Source organism: Methylophilus sp. DMC18, from assembly GCF_056314005.1.
The window spans coordinates 408,436-427,053 of record NZ_JBQUZE010000001.1 but is presented as its reverse complement, the minus strand read 5'-3'; the positions used below and the strand labels follow the sequence as shown (position 1 = coordinate 427,053).

Here is an 18,618-nt window from a genome sequence, read left to right as displayed (position 1 = left end):
GTTAAATCAATTTAAAGTATACCGCAAATATGTTCGATGCAAAATTTAATCCGCAGTAAAAGCCTCACACAACTGGCTGAGCAACTGACCAAACAGGGGCAATACATCCTCAGGGCCATGCGGACTGTCATCGTCTGTGCTTGCAATCAGGTAGCTGATGGTCACTTTATCCAGATTTTCGCGGTAGGTCAGCCAGTGCTCGGAATCGGTTTCTGCGATCAATTGAAACTTATGAAACCCAGACTCGATAATCTCTGCCAGCATTTCTGGCGCCAGCCCTGCAAACAAGGTTTTGCCTATCGTCACTTGTGCCCGGGCATAATCTGGCTGGTGCCCATCCTGCGTTAATGGCATGAGCAAAAAGGCGTACAACATCAAGCCAAAACACTGATACACCCCCAGCATATCAAAGTCGCTTTGCAACTCATCGGCCGGATGGCGCTCTGCAGAACGTATGGCCTGAAAAGTTAAAAAACTTGCCAGGTAATGCGCGGCCTCTTCCACATCGGCATTCGCATAGGCAGACTTGGCCGCTTCAGCAGACAGCGGCACTGCATTGGCTTGGGCCTGACAGAGCTGATGTAACCACTTCAGCCGCTCTTCATATGTCATTTCCATAACTATTCCTTTATCAATGATTCCTATATATATGTTTGCTACAACAGTTAATCTACTTCCGGCAATGCCTCAAGTGCTTCCTGTAGCGACAACCATTCACTCTCTACCGTATCCAGCTGTTTCTGGTTTTGTGCCTGTGCAATCAACAGTGCTTGCAAAGCCTCCCGTTGCGAGGCTTCATAGATACCGCTCTCAGCCAGTTGGCTGTCTAGTGATTGCTTGGTTTGCTCCAGCTCGGCCAGCTGCTTCTCCAGTGCTGTCAGACTTTTGAGCAGCGGTCTGCGCGCTTGCAACCGCGCCTGCCGATCTGCTTTTTGCTGATGATAGGCATTCTGTTTAGTGGCCGTGCTTGTTGGCTCGGACATGGCAGACGGCGCAGATTGCAGTAAAGACTGCTTGTAATCTTCCAAGTCACCATCAAACACGCTGACCTGGCTTTCAGCAACCAGTACAAATTTTTCGCAGCACGTCGCCAGCAGTGTGCGGTCGTGCGAGACCATGACCATCCCCCCTTCATAAGCCTGCAAGGCCATAGACAGGGCATGGCGCATTTCAATATCCAGATGGTTGGTGGGTTCATCCAGCAAAATCAGGTTGGGACGTTGCCAGATGAGCATCGCCAGCGCCAGCCGTGATTTTTCGCCGCCGGAAAACGGGCCACATGGACTTTTTGCCATCTCGCCCCTAAAATCAAAGCCGCCCAAAAAGTCCAGCAGTTCCTGCTCTCTGGCTTTAGGGTCCAGGCGTTGCAAATGCATGAGTGGCGAATCCTCGGCGATCAGTTGCTCCAACTGGTGTTGCGCGAAATAGCCGATGCGCAGGTCTTTACCCTCCACCCGCTCGCCCGCCAGCAAGGTTTCAGATTGCGCCAGCGCCTTAATCAGCGTGGATTTACCTGCGCCATTTTTACCAAGCAATCCGATGCGCTCACCGGGACGAATCGCCAGATGCGCCAATTTGACCAGTGTTTGCTGACCATAGCCCAAGGCTGCTTGATTGATGACCAGCAAAGGATCTGGCGCGGCGCCCAGATCACGAAAACCAAAACTAAAGGGCGAATCCACATGTGCAGCACTGATACGCTCCATACGCTCAAGCGCCTTGATACGGCTTTGGGCTTGACGCGCCTTGGTGGCCTTGGCACGAAAACGGTCAATATATTGTTGCAAGTGGGCGATTTGCTGCTGCTGTTTTTGATAGCTGGCTTGTTGCAACACCAGTTTTTCAGCGCGTTGGCGTTCAAAATCGCTATAGCCGCCGCGGTACAGGCTCAGTTGCCGCTGTTCAATATGCAGGATATGGTTAACGGTGTTATCCAGAAACTCGCGGTCATGCGAGATCAGCAACAAAGTGCCACGATAAGCGCTCAGCCAGCCTTCCAACCAAATCACCGCTTCAATATCCAGGTGGTTGGTCGGTTCATCCAGCAACAGCAGGTCAGAACGGCACATCAGCGCGCGTGCCAGATTCAGGCGCATCCGCCAGCCGCCCGAAAAATCACTGACAGCTTGACTCAGTTGTGACTGGGTAAAGCCCAGCCCCGCCAGCAAGGCACTGGCTCTGGCCTCGGCACTGTAACCATCAATATCGGCCAATCGTTGATGCCACTCCGCCACCTGTATGGGATCCTGTGTGCCATTGGCCTCAGCCTGCGCCAGATTTACTTGCAGGGCATGCAACTCTTCATCGCCTTCGAGCGTGTAGGAGAGTGCAGACTGCGCAAGCGCAGGCGTTTCTTGTGCCACATGGGCAATCACCCATTGCTGCGGAATCAGTAACTCACCGGCCTCGGCCACCAGCTCGCCACGCAACAAGGCGAACAGGCTGGATTTGCCTGCGCCGTTCGCCCCGGTTAAACCAACCCGATGGCCGGGATGCAACTGAAAGCTGGCGCCTTCGACCAAGGGCTTGCCTGCCCGCGAAAAAGTCAGCTGCTTAAACTGAATCACTCTTGAATACCTTTAAACGTCATCGAACAGCAAAAGAATCGCATTTTAAACGAATCATGCCCGCTCGGCGGATAAATCCTTGAAGCGCCGCTGAAATAGCGGTGAGGCCAGATAAAAGCGCGTAATGTAGTTGTAACGCTGACAGTGACGCAACTGTTTTCGAGTAAAATAGTCACATAAATAAATAATATCTTTTTTGTCCTGCAAAATCCCTCAATATGCCCCTGCAAAAAATCAAACGCTGGCTGCTCTCTTTGTTGATCGGCCTCCTCATCCTGCTGGCAGGCATCGTCGGGGTTATCCAGTTTTACGTGTTCCCCCATATCGACGACTATCGCAGCCGGATCGAACACACCTTGAGCGACGCGCTCAAGCAAAATGTCACCATTGCCAGCATAGCCATCCGCTGGCGTGGCCTGGCACCGCAAGTCACACTGTCCAAGGTGACACTATACGATACGCAACAACGCCCGGCGCTTGAACTGGCCCAGGTCACCACCCGCCTGTCATGGAGCAGTCTGGCGCTACTCTCACCCTCTCTGGTCAGCCTCAATATTGACGCACCCAATCTGGTAGTGAGAAGAACTGCAGAGGGGCAAGTCTTTTTGGCCGGCATTTCCATGTCCGGACAGGGGAATCCAGCGTTTGCCAACTGGCTGCTGTCGCAACGACGCATCAAAATATCCAATGCCACGGTGACCTGGCTTGATGAACAACGCCATGCTCCGCCTTTGCTGCTTAAGGATTTGAATATCCAGATATTGACACCGGTCTGGCAACGCCTTTTGCACCGTCACAGCATTCATGTTGATAGCCTGGTTTCAACAGGGACCCAGCAACGTATTCATCTTGAAGCCGTCGCGGTTGGCGATGATGTATCCAAGCCAGAAGCATGGCATGGCGAACTCTCGCTCCGTTTGCCTGAAACAGACTTGGCGGCCTGGAGCCCCTGGATTGACCTGCCTGTCGCGCTGACGGCGGGCAAAGGCAACCTGACCGCGACGCTGGCCTTTGACAAGCTGCAGCTACAGCGACTGGCGGCACAGGTTGCGCTCAATCATGTTGCAGTCTCGCCCGCCCGGACATCGCAAACCTTTATCGCCAAAACGGTCAGTGGTGAAGTACGCTGGCAACGCGTTGAACAACGGCAAATGCTGACACTCAAGCACTTTTCTGCCGACATTGAGCCCGGCCTCATGCTCAGCGATGCCAACGGTGAGGTGCAATGGGACCAGCACGGTCATGAAGGCACACTGAGCCTCAAACAGCTGGGTCTGACGCACAGCAACCTGCTGGCACAATGGCTGCCTGCCGACGCCGCCCTCACCCGTTATCTGGAAAACATGGTCCCCACGGGCAACGCCAGCAAAGTCAAGACTCGCTGGCTATACCACGACAAGCAGTGGCAGGATTACGCCATCACAGCCAGCTTTGATCATATACAAACCAAGGCGTATGAAAAACTCCCTGGCTTGCAAAACTGGGCTGGGCAGCTGTCTGTCAAGCCCAACGCAGGCAACCTGGAGCTGGATACAAAAGAGGCCACACTTGAATTGGCAGGTCTATTGCGCTGGCCGCTACCAATTGATCAGCTACAAGGCGAAATAGAGTGGCGCAATAACGGCCAAAAAATGTTGATCAGCACACACAATCTGCATTTTGCCAACCCGCATCTGGCGTTACGTACCAACATGGAATACCAATTGGGTGCCACCGGTGGCGATACCATACAGCTTCAAAGCCAGATTGAACGTGGCGATGCCAAATTTGCGTCGTTCTATTATCCCCTGGTGCTTGATCAGGCCACCCTGCACTGGCTGGATACCTCGATTCTGGGTGGCCAGATTAGACACGGCGAAGTGATTGTCAAAGGCCGGGTCAAAGACTTCCCCTATGTGAATGCAGCGTTTCATTCAGATCCGTCACTGGGTTTATTCAGGGTCACAGCCCAGCTTGACCGTGCCAGCCTGGAATACGGGACCGATTGGCCGCAACTGCAAGACATCGACGCCTTCCTCAAGTTTGAAGGCAAGCGCATGGATATTGCCGTTAAAAATGCCACCACGGTCGGCCAGCACATTACGCAAGCACAAGTAGAGATTCCGAGACTGGATGCGGATGACCCTATTCTGAGTGTCAAGGCCGTCGCAACAGGCAACCTGGAGCAAGGCATTAAATTCATCAACACCAGCCCGGTCAAGCAAGTCACTATGGGCTTTACCGATACGCTCAAAGCCACCGGCGCGGCAGACCTCAAGCTGGCGTTACAAATTCCGCTCAATAACGTGGATGCCAGCCAGTTTCAGGGCGACTATGCGATAAAAAATGGCCATATCGCCGCCAATACGCAAATGGCCATGCCCGAAATGGGCAACATCAACGGGCATCTCAAATTTAACGAGAAGGGCTTGCAGGCGCAAGGCATACAACTCAGCCTGTTCGACAATCCGGCCACCCTGAGTTTGAGTACCCGCCCGGACAAATCTGTGATGATTCAGGGCAGCGGCCGCATCACGGATGCCGCCCTTAGAAAGCTGGATAACAACCTGTTAACGCGTGCCTTGCATGGCACCACTGACTGGAAAAGCAATGTGCTGATTCAGGCACCGAATCTCAGGCTGGATATTCGCTCGCAGCTGATAGGCATGACGATTGATTTACCCGAGCCCGCCAAGAAAACGGCAGACACACCTGCCAACCTGATCATCCGTGTGCGTCAGGAAAACAACCAGCCGGATAAAATTGCGATTGACTACAATGAGTGGCTACACGCCAACCTGTTCCGCCAGGTCAATGGCGAAACGGCAACCATTACCGCAGGGGAAATTGCCATCAACACCCCGGCCCGCTTGCCCACAGGCAATGGCATCAATTTGAGGGCAGACTTTCAAAAGCTCAACATTGATGAATGGCTGCCCTACCTTAATCAGTCAGGCACGCCCCAAAACTCGGCCACTTCTTCACTGGCGCTCAATCAGGTAGAACTGACCGCGGGCACCTTACATGTGTTTGACCGCAATCTGCATCAGATCAAACTGAATATCACGCCCGAAAGTGAACGCCTCAAGCTGCTGATACAAAGCCAGGAGCTGGCGGGCGAGGCAGACTGGCTGGCGGGCAAACCCAATAAACTGGTGGCCCGTTTAAATTATCTGCGTGTGCCACGCACCCCGGATAACGACAATACGCCAGCCCCCGCCGAGGCGCGCAGATTGGACATGACCTACCCGGAGCTGGATATTACTGCGCAGGACTTCCAGTTTGGCGACAAGCAATTAGGCAGCCTGGACTTGAAAGCTTTTAACAGCGGCGAGAGCTGGGTGATCCAGCGCATGAGCATTACCAATCCGGACAGCCAGCTCACCGCAGACGGCACCTGGCGCAACTCGGTGCGCAGCCCGCAAACCCAGCTCAAATTCAACTTAAACTCCAGCAACCTGGGCAAAACCTTGCAGCGTTTTCAACCCGGAGGGGAAATGGTCAAGGGCGGGACAGGCAACATGAATGGCCAACTAAGCTGGCCAGGCAGCCCGCACGAGTTTGCGGTTGAACGCCTGGATGGCAGCTTCACCATGCAGCTTGAAAAAGGCCAGATCCTGAAAGTGCAACCCGGCGTGGGACGCTTGCTCGGCCTGTTGAGCTTGCAGAGCTTGCCACGGCGCTTGACGCTGGATTTCCGCGACTTGTTTAGCGAAGGCTTTGCCTTTGACAAAATCACCTCTACCGCCAACATTCGCGACGGGATTTTACGCAGCGATGACCTGTTTATGACCGGCCCTGCCGCTGAGGCCAGAATCAAGGGGGAAACCAACCTCAAGGCCGAAACGCAGCGCCTCAAAGTGCGGGTCGTCCCACATATTTCCGACTCGGTATCGCTTGCAGCGCTGGCTGGCGGGCCAATTGTCGGTGTGGCTGCCTTTGTCGCACAAAAGCTGCTCAAAGATCCACTTAACAAAATCAGTGCCAGTGAGTATATGATTACAGGCACTTGGGATAACCCGCAGGAAGCCGACGCCGATAAAAAAGCCCCGGCCACCCCTGCTGTTCAACCTTTAAAAAATCTGCATTAATGTCAATATCAAGCATTTAAACCGGAAACTTGCCATGGCCGACAATAAAACCAAAAAACTCAAATCCTCAGCCAATGATGACATCGTCAAAGTTGCGGCGATCCAGATGGCGTCCAGCCCCAGTGTGTCGGCCAACCTGGTCGAGTCCAAGCGGCTCATCGAAATGGCAGCCAAGGCTGGCGCCAAGCTGGTGGTACTGCCCGAGTACTTTTGCATCATGGGGCTTAAAGATTTTGACAAGGTCACCATCCGCGAGAAGCCCAACACCGGGCCTATCCAGCAGTTTTTGAGCAAAACCGCCAAAGCCTACAAAATCTGGATTGTCGCTGGCACAGTGCCGCTGGAAAGCAATTACGCCAATAAAGTGCGTAACAGCTGCCTGGTGTATAACGACAAAGGCGAACAGGTCGCCCGTTATGACAAGATTCACCTGTTTGGCATGGATATGGGCACCGAGCATTACCATGAAGAAAACACCATTGAGCCTGGCGATACCGTGGTCACCGTAGACACCCCGTTTGGCCGCATTGGCCTCTCAATTTGCTACGATTTGCGTTTCCCTGAGCTGTTCCGCGCCATGGGCGATGTGGATATGATCGTGGTGCCCTCAGCCTTTACCGAAACCACAGGCAAAGCCCATTGGGAAACCCTGGTGCGCGCCCGTGCGGTTGAAAACCTGTGCTATGTGGTTGCTTCTGCGCAGGGGGGGTACCATCTCTCTGGCCGCGAAACCCATGGAAACAGCATGATTGTCGATCCGTGGGGCGTGGTGCTTGACCGCTTGCCACGTGGCTCCGGGATTGTCATCGCCAATGTTAACCGCAACTATATTAAAAACCTGCGCGAGAGCTTACCTGCGCTTAAACACAAAACCATTAAAGCCATTTAATGAAAACCCTGAGCATGCAAGCGGCACTCCTTGGTGAAAAATCACTCCAACCAAAACAACCCGCTCACCAGACGCTGAAAGTAAAGTAGACCCACTATGCAAACACACCTGACCACAGCCAACGACTTACTGCTGCGCCCTGCTGGACTGGATCAAGAAGCGCTGACCAATGTGCTCTCCGGCATGATGACGCACAATATCGACTATGCCGACCTGTATTTTCAATACAGCCGCAGCGAATCCTGGGGTCTGGAAGAAGGTCAGGTCAAATCCGGCAGTTTCAATATCGACCAGGGTGTTGGCGTACGCGCCGTCAGCGGCGAAAAAACGGCTTTTGCCTATTCGGATGACATCCACCTCGACGCCCTGCAACAAGCGGCCAGTGCCACCCGCGCTATCGCCAGCCTGGGGCAAGAAAAAACCGGCCACAGCATCGTCACCCGCAGCCACCTGCCACTCTATCTGCCGCAAGACCCGATTGCCAGCCTCAGTGCAGATGCCAAGGTCAAGCTGCTCGAAAAACTCGAACGTTACGCCAAGGCCCAAGACCCTCGCGTCACGCAAGTGATGGCCTCCATGGCCGCCGAATACGAAGTCGTCATGGTCGCCCGTAGTGACGGCGTCATGGCAGGCGATGTGCGCCCGCTGGTGCGCGTCTCGCTGCAAGTCATCGCCGAACACAATGGCCGTCGTGAACAAGGCTCCAGTGGTGGCGGTGGCCGCTTTGATTACAGCTACTTCACCGATGAAGTGCTGCAAGACTACGCACAAAAAGCCGTGCATCAAGCCCTGGTTAATCTGGATGCCCGCCCTGCCCCTGCGGGCAGCATGACTGTCGTCCTCGGCAGCGGCTGGCCAGGCATTTTGCTGCACGAAGCCATCGGCCACGGCCTCGAAGGCGACTTTAACCGCAAAGGCAGCAGCGCTTTTAGCAATATGATCGGCCAGCAAGTCGCCGCCAAAGGCATCACCATTGTCGATGACGGCACCATCGCCGACCGCCGCGGCTCCCTGACCATGGACGACGAAGGCAACACCCCGGAAAAAACCGTATTGATTGAAGACGGCATCCTGCGCGGCTACATCCAGGATACGCTCAACGCCCGCCTGATGGGCATGAGCCTCACCGGCAACGCCCGCCGCGAAAGCTATGCGCATATCCCTATGCCACGCATGACCAACACCTACATGCTCAACGGCGATAAAGACCCGCAAGAAATTATCAAGTCAGTCAAAAAAGGCCTATACGCAGCCAACTTTGGCGGCGGCCAGGTAGATATCACTAGCGGTAAATTCGTATTTAGTGCGGCTGAGGCCTACATGATTGAAGATGGCCAAATCACCTACCCGGTGAAAGGTGCAACCCTGATTGGTAACGGCCCTGACGTACTAAAACGTGTGAGCATGATAGGCAATGATATGGCGCTGGATAGCGGTGTAGGGACTTGCGGTAAGGAGGGGCAGAGCGTGCCTGTGGGGGTTGGGCAGCCTACGTTGAGGATTGATGGGTTGACGGTGGGTGGGACTTCAGCCTAGTTAATTAGCTTTGATATTTAAACTCTTGGATAAGTTAGCTATTACAATAGTCTCAGATCAGTATACAAACAAATAATAAATTTTACTGCTCATTTTAATTGCCGCTTTAGGTCGCTAATTTGCGAACATAATTAGGTAGACTTTATATGGACTACATTACCGTTCTCACGCATATTGATCGCCTGAAGAGTTCCATAGGCGTGATAGGAAAGGGAGAGCAATCTGCTCGTCTACGTGGAATTCAGGCACAAATAGTAGAGTTCATGATCCAAGTAGTAGGTCCCAAAAGTTCTTTTGTTCGTATGGCCGAGAATGCTGGTGGCACCTCTGAATACTACGCATCAATTCTGAATTCCTCGCTAGACTCACTGCGGTCGCACATAGAAGCTGGTTTGCTTGACGAGATTTCACCTACTCGTCGAGCACAACTTGATGTTGTATCTGACTTTCTGGAGCAGGCTCAGTTGCTACTTGGAGCTAAAGGAGTTCATCCGGCGGCCCCGATCGTTCTTATAGGTGCATCTCTTGAAGAGTTCTTACGCACATGGATTGATGAGGCAGATATTTCCTTAGGCCAGCGAAAACCATCTATAGACAGCTACACTCAAGTATTGTTAGCCGAGGATCTAATATCCAAACAAGATGCAAAGGACATTACTGCATGGGCTGGCTTAAGAAATCAAGCAGCCCATGGTGAATGGGAGGAAGTATCAAACAAACAACGAGCATACCTCATGCTTGAGGGTGTCAACCTTTTCATGCGAAAGTATAGTAATCCCAAATGAACTCTATAATTTAAGACTTTAAATACGCAGACGGAAGGTGAGCAATTAATTGCCCATGCGACCAGAAAACCTGAATAGATCTGCACCCAACCATATCCACCGCATTTGAAGTTACCTCGCGTGGGCAACAAGTTGCCCACCCTACAGCCTTAGAGGTTATGACTTCAAATTACGCATGCCAAAGTAAGCGATATACGCATAACAAATCACCGGCAACACAAAGGCATGATGTATTCCCAAGCGGTCAGCGAGCAAGCCGGTCAAAAGTGGGATCACTGCGCCGCCCACAATTGCTGTTGCGAGCAAGCCTGAGCCTTTTTTCTCTTGGCCGGCTTTTAGGCCTTTAATGCCGAGCGTGAAAATGGTGGGGAACATGATGGAGTTACACAAGCCGACCAGCACCATGGTGGCAATCGCCAGATTGCCTTTACTTTGCATGGAGACCAGAATAAACACGACAGAGAGCAATGCGTGGGTGATAAGCACTTTGGCGGGGGCGAATGCCTTAAGGGTGAAGATGCCGATAAAGCGGCCGATCATGGCACCACCCCAGTACAAAGCCACCAAGGGTGCGGCCTGGGTTTCTGCAACATGGCTGATGTCCATCACATAGTTGACCAGAAAACTGCCTATCGACACTTCAGCGCCAACGTAGGCAAAAATACCGATTACGCCCAGTAACAGGCTTTTTTCTTGCAATACTTCAGACCAGCTGCTCTCGTCTGCTTCTGCGCTTTCGATCCCTGACAGGTTGATGCGTGAAAGCACGACTGCGATTACAATCAATACGCTAGCAATCAGGAAATAAGGATAGACCACGCCTTCGGCATAGCTGGAGTTGGTCAAGCCAGAGAGTATGAAATAGGCGCCAAAAAACGGGGCGACAAAGGTGCCGAGAGAGTTAAAGGCTTGAGCCATGGTCAGTCTGGAAGACGCGGTTTCTTTGGGCCCGATGATGGAGACGCAAGGGTTTGCGGCCACTTGCAGTAGCACGATGCCAGACGCGAGCACGAACAAGGCCGCCAAAAACAAGCCATAGGTATGCAATAGCACCGCCGGATAAAACAGCAGGCAGCCCAGGGCGGCCAAGGCAAAGCCGATCACCATGCCTTTTTGGTAGCCGACTTGCTCAATCAGTTTGCTAAAAGGGATAGAAGTCAGGCCATAAGCCGCAAAAAAACAGAACTGGATCAAGGCCGCCTGGGCATAGCTCAAGGCAAAAATGGCTTTCAGATAGGGCACCAGAATGTCGTTCAGGCAGGTGATAAAGCCCATCATAAAGAACAGGATGGTCAGTGAAGTGAGCGCTTTTTTATACATATTTATTTTTAAAAATGATGAATTGCTGTCACTACACCATATCTGCAGCGACTTTGGAAGGGCCACCCTGCATTTGCAAAGCGAGTGAACTTGATCGTGAAAAATGCTTCAAACAGCAAAAATAGCTGACACATATCAAATTCCCTGCATATTCAGGAAGTTAGCCGCTTGACGATGACGGGTTACCGTTTGTAATATGAGTATGACAAGGCCACAAGCTTTATTTTCATTCATCTCTAGACCAAGGAGTTATGTATGGCAACCAGCAAGACCACTGATGTATCCGCAAAAAAAACCAGCGCCAAAAAAGCGGCCCCTAAAACTGACACCCCAAAAACCAAATCTGCCAGCCCCCGTAAAAAGTCTGTAAAACCTTCTATTATCACCAGCGAAGAGCGTTACAAGATGATTGAAGTTGCGGCCTACTATATTGCAGAGAAAAATGGCTTTGGCGATAGCCACATGGATTACTGGCTACAGGCTGAAAAAGAAATTGATCACAAGCTGAATGCCTGAATCTTAGCGGCCTGGGTTTGCTGGCCGCTTACCGTAATGATTTAACGGTGCCGAAGTGAACTGAATATCGGCACCGCTATGTTGTGCATATTGTAAAAATCCCAAGACTTCAGGGTGGCTCAACTTGAGTCCATAAGCCACATAGGGGTACTCTGAGAGCGGCACCTGTTTCTGGAAGAACGGCCAGTTAGCGCTGGGATTGTAAAAGCGTTCAACCAGGCTGGTAATCGCCAGTAACTCGTATTGTCCTTGTGCGTTCAGCACCAACCACGGCCCGCCAGAATCGCCCACCGTAGGCATGGGAATCGTATGGTCGTACTGGTCGAGGTCGTTTAATCGGTTTACCGCCAGCAGCGCCTTTTCGGCATGCACCAATTCTTGCGTATAGGCAAACTGGGTCTGTGCTTGCAGGTGCAACATCTCGTCCATGTCGCGATAGGGCTTGGGCAATATCTGATAAAAATCCGACAGGTCATGCACAGGCTTGCGTTCGCCGCAGCGCGGATGCCGCGTATCCGCCTCGCCATAGCCGCGCCCATAGCCGCAAATCATAATGACATCTGGCACATGGTCGTCGATGCGAATGCGCAGGGGTTGGATCAGGCTTTGTACTTTGGCATCAAATACCAGCACCGCGACATCTTGAGTCAAATCTTCAGCTACACGGTCAAAGGGCCGGTAGAAGGCTTGTTTTAAGCGCACGTCCTCCAGTCCCAGCAGTTCAGGTTGCGCAATGCCTACCACGGGCAAATCTTTGGGGCCGGTCAGCCGCACCTCTTTCATGCAATGCGCAGCGGTAATCAGCGTCAATGGTTTGAGGCCCACAATGGCGGCACTGCAAATCGAGTCGTAATACTCCCACTTTTCAACAGACTGTAAAAAGTGTGCATGCTGTATGCTGAGCTTGACCGTGGAAATCGTCATGCCCGGAAACGTGAGCCCGTGAATAATGGCTTGCGTGGGATAGCCCATGGTCAATCCCAGACACACCACGAGCACAGGCGCAATCCGCCTGAGCAAGCCTTGCTTGATGTACCACATCAGGATTAAACCGCTTAGTGCAAGCTTCTGGCAGCGTTATTTTTTAACTCTATGGGGCCAAAACAGCTTTCAAGCGAAGGATCATCGTCATCACAAGAAATAAAACTGCTGCCATCAGGTTTAAACAGCACAAAACTGGTTTGCTCGGTATTGATTTCAGAATGTTGTTTGGTGCAATCCAGGGCCTTGTTACTTAAGGTCACGCGATGATTCAACTTGAAAAAACCATGTTCATCCGGTTGCGGGGTGACTTCATAACGCGCTTCAAGTTGCTCGTCGCCGCTAGTAAAAACCGCTGTGCCGTCTTCTTTAAACCAGTAGGTTTCGAGGCAACCACTCTCGGGCAATCTGGATTCCCAATAACCGATCAGGGGATGTTTGAGTGATCTGGGGTCTGCTTTGCCCTCTCCTTCTGCATGGACAGACAAACTGCTGAACAGCGCCGCCCCCAACACCACGGACAACAGGAAGAAGCTTGTTTTTTTGACTCGCTGATCACGCATTGCACACCCCCAAGATTGAAATGATGTAAAGCTGTCAGCGATTGTCATGGAAAAATTTTAAGCGCAGATAGTGAATGATTCACTTGAACGGTTGCATTATTTCCTAGAATGACGCACTACCCGGCATCATCGCAGGGTCATCTCCAGCGGCAGACAATAAAAAACCCCGGAAAATCCGGGGTTGATCATCGCAAGCAGAGGAATTATTTCATCACGCGGTTGCGGTATTCACCTGTACGGGTATCGATCTCGATTTTGTCGCCTTGGTTCACAAACAAAGGCACTGGAATCTCAAAACCGGAAGCGATTTTCGCTGGTTTCATGACTTTACCTGAAGTATCGCCTTTGACTGCAGGCTCGGTATAAGTGATCTCACGCACCACAGTGGTTGGCAGTTCGATAGAAATCGCTTTGCCTTCGTAGAAACGCACTTCACATGGCATGCCGTCTTCGAGGTATGGCAGCGCGTCTTCCATAAATTCGGCATCCACATCGTATTGATTGTATTCAGCATCCATAAATACGTAGGTAGGATCAGCAAAGTAAGAGTAAGTCACTTCTTTCTTTTCGAGCACGATCACATCAAACTTGTCCTGTGCGTTGTAGACGTTTTCGCTAGGCGCTTCAGTCAACAAGTTTTTCATTTTCATTTTCACCACAGCCGCGTTACGGCCGGATTTGTTGTATTCAGTCTTTACAACCACCATCGGGTCGTTGCCAATCATCACTACGTTGCCAACGCGGAGTTCTTGAGCGATTTTCATAATAAGCCTTAATTTGTATGCGGGATTTTAAAACGCCGGATTATACCCGATATGCGTGACATTTCTCAAGAAAACAAGGGATTAAGTGACCACGCTTGCAAATTGCTGTGTTGCGCGGGACCCGTGCGCAAGCCGTATCTCATCGACTGCCTTGCTTGCTGCGTTGTTAGCGCCTTGCGCTTTATGCTCATCGCTCACTTAACGCCGGATTTTCTCAATAAAACGCACCAAGTTGGTGGCGAGATCTGGCTGCTGTGATTGTTGCGCTTTAAACGCTTGCGCATGGCTGGCAAGCGCGGGTAATGCAGTGACCAGCGATTGCCACAAGTCAGGACGCCAGTGCCCGCGTGCCCAGGCCAGCATGGTTTCACGCACGGTTTCGGCAACCGAGGCTTCGGCTAGTGCCAGATAGTGATCGAGAAAGGCATTGAGTTTAACCAGATGCGTTTCTTCGCTTTGCTGATACGGCAACCAGACCATGGGTTTACCCGCCCACAATGCCCGTATCCAGCTATCCTCCCCACGGACAAAATTCACATCGCACAAGTAAAGCAGGCGGTCGTAATCCGCTTGCGATAAAAAAGGAATAACGAGAAACGTACACTGCTGGCGCTGGATCTGCTCACCCACCCGCAATGGGCTACTCCCCAACGCCTCGGCCAGCATGGGCGCGACGGTTTCTGGCACCAGTACACGCACTGGCTGGAGAGACTGCGCAAGCGACGTCACCAATGCGGCCAGCGGGGCATGCGCGTAGCAAAACAAGGAGAGCGTGAGTGTGTGAGGGGATGCGGCTATCGGCGGCGCAGGTTCAAAGGTTGACCAATCTGCCGTTGCCTGCCATGCGGGCAAGCTGGCCTCACGCAGCAGGCCACCGGTCTGCGGCGTAAACCCGGGGTAAAAGAAATAACGGATCAAACCATTGGCTTGTGGTGAGGGTTGTGCATGAAACCCCTCTACCCAGGGTTCTGCAGATAAGTAATCGACATTGATCCAAGTGGCAGCGCCTTGCAACATGGCTTGCTGATAAGACTCAGGCAAACCACAGCCAAAGGTTTCAATGACGATATCGGCCGCTGGTGAAAAATCTGCGTCGGCAGTCCAGTGCCGTAACTCAATGCGGGTGTGCCCAGCACCCGCAAAACGTTCGGCCAACGCAAGATCATCTACCCACAGGCGCAGTGCAATATCGTACTCATCGGCCAATTGCCTGGCCAGGCGCCAGCACACGCCAATATCGCCAAAGTTATCCACCACTTTGCAAAGAATATCCCAGCGGGCGCCAGACACAGCTTGGGGAAGTGACGCAACAGGGCGTATATGAGTCGCACACATAGGAGGAATAGAACGGGGGAATGCCGCTGAAACTCAGGAAGCGCTAGTCTACCCGATCTTGCCAGTGGTCGGCAGCCTGGCGCGTTTATGCCGCTGAGGCGGTGGTCATTTCAGCGGTTTCCAGCCAGGTCAATTGCAACAGCTTGGCATCGGTCGACGCGCGATGGGGCTCCAAAGCCATTTGCTCACGCAGGCGCTGCTTGGTCTCATGCCAGACGGCTTTCTGGTCAAGCGTGAGCGTCAGGCTCAAATCCTCAAGCTTGAAGTTGGGGCTCAAGCCAGCGGCCTCATACAAGCCGTGTAACCAGACAAAGTCTTGATACCAGCCATCGGTATATACCGTTTTGCCATTGAGCATATGATTCAAATGCAAGGCAATCTCGCGTGCCGTCGCGCCATAAGTTTCCAGAGACTGACGGGATTGATGGTGTAGCTTTTCCGCTTCATCATCCCAGTGCAGCCAGTCCGCATGCGGCTGTACTTGCGCACTCCAGGTCTGCCCGCTTTTATCCACATAGCCAATTTCGACCGGATAACTGCCAGCGCCAAAGCCAGAGGCTTCAATGTCGATGATGATAGGTGGATTCATGGCAACTCTCTGCATTGTTTTTCTAATTAAGTCATCGTCAAAAAGACGGACTTCTTTAATGAAACAGAATTATACGCAGGAATATGACGTGCAAATGAATTAAAAGCATTTGTTTTCAACCGCTTATTGACATTCAGCCGCATAAATGCGGCTGAATGTCCTACCCCTGATTCATCCAACACCAGGGGATGCAACTCAAGCGATCAATAAGGGGGCAATAAAAGCAAAGAAGCTGCCGACCAAAAAGATGACCACAGAAAACACGTAAATCCACAGGCTTTGCCGCCGGGTTTGCTGGCATAGCTTGGCTAACTGTGGATCCACCGGGCAAGGCAAATTGCGCGCACGCCACTGCATGATGCCGGCCAGCAGCAACATGCTGCCGGCCAGGCCAAACACCAGCGGCTTATGCTCGCTGATCCAGATCAGTTGCGGAAAATGGCTGATCAGGCTGGTCAGGGTTGCCACCGAGCCGATCGCCACCAGCGTAGCTGGCAAGGCGCAGCAAATCAGCGTCGAGCCACTGGTGAATAGCGACAACAGATTCAAGCGCTTGCTCGCCTGCAAATGATTGATTTCAGCGGCCATCATTTGCTACCTGCCTGGTGATCCGCCTTGACCACTTCTGCCTGAATCGCTTCAACAGTCTGGTTCACCCGGGCCAGCTTGGCCACCGTATAGCCAGCATCTTCAATCACTTTGCTAAAGGCCGCATCGGAGACCTCTTGGCCATCTTTGAGTTGCAAGGCAACCACCCGGCTTTTCAGGTCAACAAATGCGGCCTGTTTCTGTGGCAAGGCATTGAGTTTTTTCTCGATGCCTTTGGCACAAAATGCGCAGACCATGCCGTTGACTTCGGCCTTGATCGTGGTCACGGCAAAAGCCGCAGGGGTCATTGCAGACAGCATCAATGTGATCAGTAATTTTTTCATGATTCAGATTCCTTTTATTCAATATTCAATCAGGGTTAAAACACAAACATGGCATTCAGGCGCGGCGCAAAGCCCTCGCCTTGCCAGGGGTTGGTCACCCCAAACTCAAGAAAGTAGTTTTTGTTGATGAGCCTTAGTGCAGGCGTCACCTGCACGGACGGATCGTTGTTGCGCATGGTTTTAACCTCCATGACAAACCATGGCTGGGTCTCGTTAAAGCCGGTTTCATAAAATGAAAACCCAGCTTGCACGGCGGCGGTGTCATAGTTCATGTGAGGGGCGCGGATCATGCGCGCCTTGGCGAGAAAATACAGCCGGGTAGACTCCACATCAAATTGCAGACTGGGCGTATAGGCAAAGCCATCATAGTGCCCGCTTGCCTCGCCGACGCTGCCGTTAAACCAGACATTGGCCTGGGCAGACGGCAGGTTCCAGCGTTTGATGATGCCGGTGTAATTGATCCCGGAAATGGTGGTGGCTTGCTCGCCTTTCCCCGACATGCGCATTTGCTCGACGCCAATGGCATGCCCAAAGGTGGGCGAGTAATTCAACATCCATTCCTGGTTGTAGCGACCGATCTCGGTCATGAGCATGGCGCTGTCCTCAAACCCCATCAGCGCCGCCGCGTGGGCGGTCAAACTAATCTGGCTGAGCAAGAAGGCGCCACAGGCAACATAACGTTGCTTAAACATATAGCCTCCATATTCAAAATGCAAAAACGCATTGTGCAAAAACGCTAGGTACGGACGGATTTGTCCTGGGCGTTAAGCGAATATGGGTGGCTTGATCGCGGGAGGGTAAGTTTGGGAGTGCACAGGATCTGCCTCAAACAAGGGGGCAGCATGAGACTGTGCGAAGAAGACAACAGCTGGAAAAGCTTGCAGATCGGCCACACCGGTGCTGACCATGCAAAAACCGCAGACACTGCACTGATGACCGGGCGCGACTTCACTATCCCCTTCAGGCATGGCATGTTCATGCGCGTCTGCCATATGGTGGCAAGGCATGGCCTCGGCCTGCGATTGCACTTGAGCAGAGCGTTCATGAGAAGACACAGCATGTGCGGCCAGATTGAAGGCCTGGTCAGCCAAGGTCATCTGCAATGACATGACGTTGGCAGCCATGACAAAGCATGGCAACCAGCAAATCAGGAACAAGCAGAGACGTTTACGCATGTCTTTAGGATAAGGCCTGGCGATGATTAGTTCAAGTCTTTGTCGATACTTTTACATGACGCTGCCAGCAGCGGTAGCGGCGCGATGCTTCCATCAGGCATAACGGATATCAATAATTTCATACTCGGTGTCGGCCCCTGGCGTCACCACATGTACGGTATCGCCCAGATTTTTGCCCAGCAGCGCTCTCGCCATCGGCGATACCCACGAAATATAGCCTTGTGAAGGATCCAACTCATCCTGGCCGACGATGCGTATGGTTTTCTCGCTGTCATCGCCAAGGTTAAACAAGGTCACCCAGGCGCCAAAAAACACTTTTTCAGTATTGGTTTGCGTATGGCTGTAAACAATCTCGGCGGCTTCCATGCGTTTGGTTAAAAAGCGGATACGCGAATCAATCTGCCGCAAGCGTCGTTTGCCGTAGATGTAATCCCCATTTTCGCTGCGGTCACCGTTGCCTGCCGCCCAGCTCACCACGCGGACCACCTCTGGCCGGTCGACTTTAATCAGGTATTGAAACTCTTTCTCCAGGGCGGCATAGCCCTCGGGCGTAATATAGTTTTTTTGTTCAGCCATTCAATTCCAAATCCATTTTT

At 52.3% G+C, this 18,618-nt stretch carries 18 protein-coding genes; 6 read left to right on the top strand and 12 right to left on the bottom strand.

The window, feature by feature from the left end:
* Positions 1 to 45 precede the first annotated feature (45 nt).
* A complete protein-coding gene (locus tag ACT53G_RS01905) occupies positions 46 to 618 on the bottom strand; it encodes a hypothetical protein (RefSeq protein ID WP_194747060.1) in 573 nt (190 codons plus the stop codon).
* Positions 619 to 665: 47 nt separating this feature from the next.
* Positions 666 to 2,567 (bottom strand): ATP-binding cassette domain-containing protein, encoded by a 1,902-nt coding sequence (locus ACT53G_RS01900; protein WP_476168546.1) that lies wholly within the window; start codon positions 2,565 to 2,567, stop codon positions 666 to 668.
* A 218-nt stretch (positions 2,568 to 2,785) separates the two neighbouring features.
* On the opposite strand from ACT53G_RS01900, the gene ACT53G_RS01895 reads away from it, so the two are divergent.
* From ACT53G_RS01895 to ACT53G_RS01880, 4 genes are all read left to right on the top strand, one after another.
* Positions 2,786 to 6,637 (top strand): YhdP family protein, encoded by a 3,852-nt coding sequence (locus ACT53G_RS01895; RefSeq protein ID WP_476168545.1) that lies wholly within the window; start codon positions 2,786 to 2,788, stop codon positions 6,635 to 6,637.
* 34 nt (positions 6,638 to 6,671) lie between these two features.
* A complete protein-coding gene (locus tag ACT53G_RS01890; RefSeq protein WP_194747063.1) occupies positions 6,672 to 7,526 on the top strand; it encodes a carbon-nitrogen hydrolase family protein in 855 nt (284 codons plus the stop codon).
* Positions 7,527 to 7,622: 96 nt separating this feature from the next.
* Positions 7,623 to 9,062 (top strand): metalloprotease TldD, encoded by a 1,440-nt coding sequence (gene tldD / locus ACT53G_RS01885; RefSeq protein ID WP_476168544.1) that lies wholly within the window; start codon positions 7,623 to 7,625, stop codon positions 9,060 to 9,062.
* 146 nt (positions 9,063 to 9,208) lie between these two features.
* Positions 9,209 to 9,847, top strand: coding sequence for a hypothetical protein (locus ACT53G_RS01880; RefSeq protein ID WP_476168543.1), 639 nt, complete (start codon positions 9,209 to 9,211; stop codon positions 9,845 to 9,847).
* Positions 9,848 to 10,003: 156 nt separating this feature from the next.
* On the opposite strand, the gene ACT53G_RS01875 is transcribed toward ACT53G_RS01880, so the two are convergent.
* Entirely contained in the window at positions 10,004 to 11,167 is a 1,164-nt protein-coding gene (locus ACT53G_RS01875) for a sugar MFS transporter (RefSeq protein WP_476168542.1), read from the bottom strand.
* A gap of 255 nt (positions 11,168 to 11,422) precedes the next feature.
* Here ACT53G_RS01875 and ACT53G_RS01870 point away from each other — a divergent pair, with 255 nt between their 5' ends.
* Complete coding sequence (locus tag ACT53G_RS01870) at positions 11,423 to 11,683, top strand: DUF2934 domain-containing protein (protein ID WP_275356870.1); 261 nt, start codon at positions 11,423 to 11,425, stop codon at positions 11,681 to 11,683.
* A 3-nt stretch (positions 11,684 to 11,686) separates the two neighbouring features.
* On the opposite strand, the gene ACT53G_RS01865 is transcribed toward ACT53G_RS01870, so the two are convergent.
* The 8 genes from ACT53G_RS01865 to ACT53G_RS01830 form a co-directional block, all read right to left on the bottom strand.
* Positions 11,687 to 12,724 (bottom strand): trypsin-like serine peptidase, encoded by a 1,038-nt coding sequence (locus ACT53G_RS01865; RefSeq protein ID WP_338657255.1) that lies wholly within the window; start codon positions 12,722 to 12,724, stop codon positions 11,687 to 11,689.
* Between the two features lie 14 nt (positions 12,725 to 12,738).
* Entirely contained in the window at positions 12,739 to 13,227 is a 489-nt protein-coding gene (locus ACT53G_RS01860; protein ID WP_476155091.1) for a hypothetical protein, read from the bottom strand.
* Between the two features lie 203 nt (positions 13,228 to 13,430).
* Entirely contained in the window at positions 13,431 to 13,991 is a 561-nt protein-coding gene (gene efp / locus ACT53G_RS01855) for an elongation factor P (RefSeq protein ID WP_018986563.1), read from the bottom strand.
* Between the two features lie 198 nt (positions 13,992 to 14,189).
* Entirely contained in the window at positions 14,190 to 15,281 is a 1,092-nt protein-coding gene (gene earP, locus ACT53G_RS01850; RefSeq protein WP_476168541.1) for an elongation factor P maturation arginine rhamnosyltransferase EarP, read from the bottom strand.
* 130 nt (positions 15,282 to 15,411) lie between these two features.
* Positions 15,412 to 15,915, bottom strand: a complete 504-nt coding sequence (locus ACT53G_RS01845) for a 3'-5' exoribonuclease (protein WP_313984050.1) — start codon at positions 15,913 to 15,915, stop codon at positions 15,412 to 15,414.
* 195 nt (positions 15,916 to 16,110) lie between these two features.
* Entirely contained in the window at positions 16,111 to 16,503 is a 393-nt protein-coding gene (locus tag ACT53G_RS01840) for a hypothetical protein (RefSeq protein WP_194747521.1), read from the bottom strand.
* Positions 16,503 to 16,847, bottom strand: a complete 345-nt coding sequence (locus tag ACT53G_RS01835; protein ID WP_313984047.1) for a heavy-metal-associated domain-containing protein — start codon at positions 16,845 to 16,847, stop codon at positions 16,503 to 16,505. The genes ACT53G_RS01840 and ACT53G_RS01835 overlap by 1 nt, the downstream gene beginning before the upstream one ends.
* Positions 16,848 to 16,882: 35 nt before the next feature.
* Positions 16,883 to 17,539, bottom strand: a complete 657-nt coding sequence (locus tag ACT53G_RS01830) for a hypothetical protein (protein ID WP_313984044.1) — start codon at positions 17,537 to 17,539, stop codon at positions 16,883 to 16,885.
* Between the two features lie 150 nt (positions 17,540 to 17,689).
* Between ACT53G_RS01830 and ACT53G_RS01825 the strand changes: the two genes are divergently transcribed.
* Positions 17,690 to 17,953, top strand: coding sequence for a hypothetical protein (locus ACT53G_RS01825; protein WP_476168540.1), 264 nt, complete (start codon positions 17,690 to 17,692; stop codon positions 17,951 to 17,953).
* A gap of 162 nt (positions 17,954 to 18,115) precedes the next feature.
* Here the strand turns inward: ACT53G_RS01825 and greB are convergent, their stop codons facing one another.
* Positions 18,116 to 18,598 (bottom strand): transcription elongation factor GreB, encoded by a 483-nt coding sequence (greB, locus tag ACT53G_RS01820; protein ID WP_194747074.1) that lies wholly within the window; start codon positions 18,596 to 18,598, stop codon positions 18,116 to 18,118.
* Positions 18,599 to 18,618 lie beyond the last annotated feature (20 nt).

Coding starts and splice junctions, on each gene's coding strand:
- ACT53G_RS01905 (WP_194747060.1), bottom strand. CDS start 618: ATGGAAATGACATATGAAGAGCGGCTGAAGTGGTTACATCAGCTCTGT.
- ACT53G_RS01895 (WP_476168545.1), top strand. CDS start 2,786: ATGCCCCTGCAAAAAATCAAACGCTGGCTGCTCTCTTTGTTGATCGGC.
- ACT53G_RS01890 (WP_194747063.1), top strand. CDS start 6,672: ATGGCCGACAATAAAACCAAAAAACTCAAATCCTCAGCCAATGATGAC.
- tldD (WP_476168544.1), top strand. CDS start 7,623: ATGCAAACACACCTGACCACAGCCAACGACTTACTGCTGCGCCCTGCT.
- ACT53G_RS01880 (WP_476168543.1), top strand. CDS start 9,209: ATGGACTACATTACCGTTCTCACGCATATTGATCGCCTGAAGAGTTCC.
- ACT53G_RS01875 (WP_476168542.1), bottom strand. CDS start 11,167: ATGTATAAAAAAGCGCTCACTTCACTGACCATCCTGTTCTTTATGATG.
- ACT53G_RS01870 (WP_275356870.1), top strand. CDS start 11,423: ATGGCAACCAGCAAGACCACTGATGTATCCGCAAAAAAAACCAGCGCC.
- ACT53G_RS01865 (WP_338657255.1), bottom strand. CDS start 12,724: ATGTGGTACATCAAGCAAGGCTTGCTCAGGCGGATTGCGCCTGTGCTC.
- ACT53G_RS01860 (WP_476155091.1), bottom strand. CDS start 13,227: ATGCGTGATCAGCGAGTCAAAAAAACAAGCTTCTTCCTGTTGTCCGTG.
- efp (WP_018986563.1), bottom strand. CDS start 13,991: ATGAAAATCGCTCAAGAACTCCGCGTTGGCAACGTAGTGATGATTGGC.
- ACT53G_RS01845 (WP_313984050.1), bottom strand. CDS start 15,915: ATGAATCCACCTATCATCATCGACATTGAAGCCTCTGGCTTTGGCGCT.
- ACT53G_RS01840 (WP_194747521.1), bottom strand. CDS start 16,503: ATGGCCGCTGAAATCAATCATTTGCAGGCGAGCAAGCGCTTGAATCTG.
- ACT53G_RS01835 (WP_313984047.1), bottom strand. CDS start 16,847: ATGAAAAAATTACTGATCACATTGATGCTGTCTGCAATGACCCCTGCG.
- ACT53G_RS01830 (WP_313984044.1), bottom strand. CDS start 17,539: ATGTTTAAGCAACGTTATGTTGCCTGTGGCGCCTTCTTGCTCAGCCAG.
- ACT53G_RS01825 (WP_476168540.1), top strand. CDS start 17,690: ATGAGACTGTGCGAAGAAGACAACAGCTGGAAAAGCTTGCAGATCGGC.
- greB (WP_194747074.1), bottom strand. CDS start 18,598: ATGGCTGAACAAAAAAACTATATTACGCCCGAGGGCTATGCCGCCCTG.